This window comes from Aeromonas sobria (assembly GCF_006243315.1).
In the GTDB taxonomy this organism is placed as follows: Bacteria; Pseudomonadota; Gammaproteobacteria; order Enterobacterales; family Aeromonadaceae; genus Aeromonas; species Aeromonas sobria_A.
In genome coordinates, this window is record NZ_NKWE01000088.1 from 1 (window position 1) to 3,177 (window position 3,177).

4 protein-coding genes and 1 pseudogene are annotated in these 3,177 nt (G+C 43.8%); 1 reads left to right on the top strand and 4 read right to left on the bottom strand.

Annotation, left to right across the window (positions count from 1 at the left end):
* The 4 genes and pseudogenes from CF137_RS21475 to upp all read right to left on the bottom strand — a co-directional run.
* Positions 1-182: pseudogene (locus CF137_RS21475) on the bottom strand (IS1595 family transposase); the annotation flags it as partial.
* A 72-nt stretch (positions 183-254) separates the two neighbouring features.
* Positions 255-851: an NADPH-dependent FMN reductase gene (locus CF137_RS21480; RefSeq protein WP_101324088.1), complete on the bottom strand. Its 597-nt coding sequence runs from the start codon at positions 849-851 to the stop codon at positions 255-257.
* 11 nt (positions 852-862) lie between these two features.
* Positions 863-1,771: an EamA family transporter gene (locus CF137_RS21485; RefSeq protein WP_139721581.1), complete on the bottom strand. Its 909-nt coding sequence runs from the start codon at positions 1,769-1,771 to the stop codon at positions 863-865.
* Positions 1,764-2,429 carry a uracil phosphoribosyltransferase gene (gene upp / locus CF137_RS21490; RefSeq protein WP_101324090.1) on the bottom strand — a complete coding sequence of 222 codons (666 nt, stop codon included), beginning with the start codon at positions 2,427-2,429 and terminating at the stop codon, positions 1,764-1,766. The genes CF137_RS21485 and upp overlap by 8 nt, the downstream gene beginning before the upstream one ends.
* Before the next feature lie 157 nt (positions 2,430-2,586).
* Between upp and CF137_RS21495 the strand changes: the two genes are divergently transcribed.
* On the top strand, positions 2,587-3,072 hold the full coding sequence (locus CF137_RS21495; protein WP_101324091.1) for a MarR family winged helix-turn-helix transcriptional regulator: 486 nt from the start codon (positions 2,587-2,589) through the stop codon (positions 3,070-3,072).
* Positions 3,073-3,177: the final 105 nt, after the last annotated feature.

Below are 3,177 nucleotides of genomic sequence, written 5' to 3' on the forward strand. Positions count from 1 at the left end.
TTGATATTCACTCCCTTCCCGTAACGCTCCAGCATCCTGCGCCAACCCAGATAATTCCTCAGATAATGAGTTGCCACGCCATGAAAGCGCACCATCCATTCTTTCAATCGATGGTGATATCCGTTTACATGTGGAATGTGGAATGCTCTTACCACCCGCTCACCCTGACGATTGCGCACTACACTTTTCTCTCCTGCAGAGTCAACTCGGCAGAAAAATGCTTAATATATATGTGTGGCATGGGGCTCTCCTTATTACATACCAAATGGGAATTGTTGCATGTCTTCTTGCAGCGTTGCGCGAACCGTACCGAGTGCTTTCGCGTAAGCCGTTAGTGACTTCATGGTGCATTTGGCTCGGCGATCGAATTGTTCATCACTGACAGCCTGATCAGATAAAAGAAGGCTCTCGCAATGACGGAAAATCAAATGATCCGGGATAAAACAGGCATGATTATTTTTACTACCAGTCATCCGCAACTCACTGATTGGATAAACACCATTAACGCTTGCAGACACACTAACAAGTAGTACAGGCTTATGGCCCAACTCTTGATTGGTGCAAAGTAGAAGAAAGTTCTTCAAAACAGGTGTCACCATGCCATGCCATTCTGGCGTAACCAGTACGATGGCATCTGATTGCTGCAACTCTTGAGCGATAGCTCTCCAATCGTTCCACTGTTCACTGCCATTCCAAACGCCTTCATTCCAAAAAGGAAAATCTAGGACACTCAAATCCATGATTTGTGTCTCTTGAAACTCTTCCAACCGGGCCAGACGCTGTAAATAGGTAGCTGCCTTTAAGCTGTATGAGTTGCTTCGGTGGCTTCCTGAAATAATACTAAGTTTCATGGTTCAATCTCTTATCGGTGTAAAGATGTCATTGGCGTTTGAGTTAACGTGCTCGGTTTTTTTTCTGGTTTAGGACGAGCCATATATACAGAGAAAATAATGGCAACCGAACCAAAAATTTGTAGCTGAGTAAACGACTGATCAAGGAAGATATACCCCAGCAAACAGGCGGAGATTGAACTGAGAAAACCAAGAAACGATGTCGTGACCGGATTTAACTTTTCAATGCCACGGAACCAAACAAAGTAACCAAATACCCCACCGATCAGACTTAAATAGGTATAACCAGTAATATGTAGAGTCGTCAGTGTTTGAGGAAAATCCTCATACCAAAGGGCAATCGGTAACATCATCAAACCACCCAGCGTCAACTGCCAACCAGTAAAACCAAGTAAAGACATACCTTTTGGGCGTCCCCAATGCTTAGTCAGTAAAATGCCCAGTGCCATACTGCATGTACCGATTAAACCGATTAAAACTCCCCACCAATTCAGTTCGATCGCGCTGTTCAGAACTAAGAGGCTAATACCAGCGACACCCACCACGGCAGAGGCGACATGAGTTACGCTGAGTTTGTTTTGAAAGAAAATCACTCCCAATCCCATAACAATGAGCGGTTGAATCGACATAACCAGAGCTGCGAGTCCACCAGGCAAGTAGTACGCCGTTGCAAACAAGCAATAAAAGAACAACCCAATATTAAGCAGCCCAAGCACTGCGATTTTCCCCCACCAAATGCCACTTGGCCGGATCTTGCAAAACAATAATATAACCAATCCTGCACCAAGTGCCCGAATAACAGAGGCTAATAAAGGCAAGTCTGCAGGCAATAGCTCTGTTGTGACGATATACGTACTTCCCCATACAATGGGAGCCAGTGCAGTCAGAGTCACATTCATCAAGGTTTGATATTTATTCATAGCTTTGTACCGGGTATGTACCGAAATAACGGTCTCCAAAATCTCCAATGCCAGGTCGCATGAACGCTTCATCATTCATGGTCTCTTCGATAGATGCGGTGATCAGTTGAACGGAGGGATGTGTAGTCATTAACCGATCCAGCCCTGCAGGAGACGCCAGAAAATTCACCACAATAATATTTTCGATAGAAACGCCCTGATCCAGCAGTACATCGATCGCTTTAAGCAACGAACCACCCGTTGCAAGCATAGGTTCAAACAAGAACACGGTTTTTTGTTCGATCTCTGAAGGAAAGTGAGAATAGAAATATTCTGGTAGTTTGGTGACTTTATCTCTTTGCATTAGGATCTTGCCGATAGGTTGCTCTGGAAACATCTGCTTAAACTCACGCTCCATACTTTCGCCTGCACGAATAACGGAGACACCACAGAGACATTTTGATAGCACTTTTCCCTGATACACATCACCAATCGGTGTCGTGACATGCCGCTCTGAATAATCGAGCAATTCTGATGCTTTAATCAGCAACTGACGAATAACCTGATCACTAAAATGCGTGAATGTACTTAAGTCAGCGTGTTTGTCGTGGATTTTAGTATGCAGATAGGCCAGATAGGAGGTATGGGGTAAAACATGAACATTTCCTTGAAGACGCATAATACTTTTCCTTTTAGTGCTTGTTACTGACAAGATTGCTGGTAGAATGCATGTGACTTCTATATGAGTATCTTTTGCAAAAGATACATCACAAACAATAACCGCGAAAAATCTTTTTTTCAAGTATCTTTTCAAAAAGATATGTTAAGGAGTGAAAATGCAATACGATCATGTAGATCGGTTGTTGGTACAGTGGCAACATCAACGACCAGATCTAGACTGCTCACCGATGGGTGTCATTGGCCGCTTAAGTCGAATGAGTCGGATCGTTGACAAAAAACTAAACAATACATTTAAAAACAACAAATTAAGCGCAGTAGAGTTCGATATCCTAGCCACATTGAGACGCTTTAACGAGCCAATGACCCCCACCGAACTGTATCAGACACTGATGCTATCCTCCGGCGCAATGAGTACGCGTATTGAGCAGTTAGTGAAACGGGAGTTGATTGAACGTATCGCAAGCCCAGAAGACAGAAGAAGCTGTAGTGTCGTACTAACAAAAGAAGGTAAATCATTGATAGATAAGGTCATTGAGGAGCATGTTTTCAATGAAAAGGCCATCCTTGACCCACTTACTGACGAACAAAGTGAGCAATTGGCCAGCCTACTTAGAACCTGGCTGTTGACCAACGAATCTTAATTTCTCAAGCCTGCAGTTTTGCAGGTTTTTTTTAGGCTATGTCCCAATTACGTGTTGCATTGGGTGCCCCAGCGCCTCATGCAAACACGCTTTGATATTCACTCC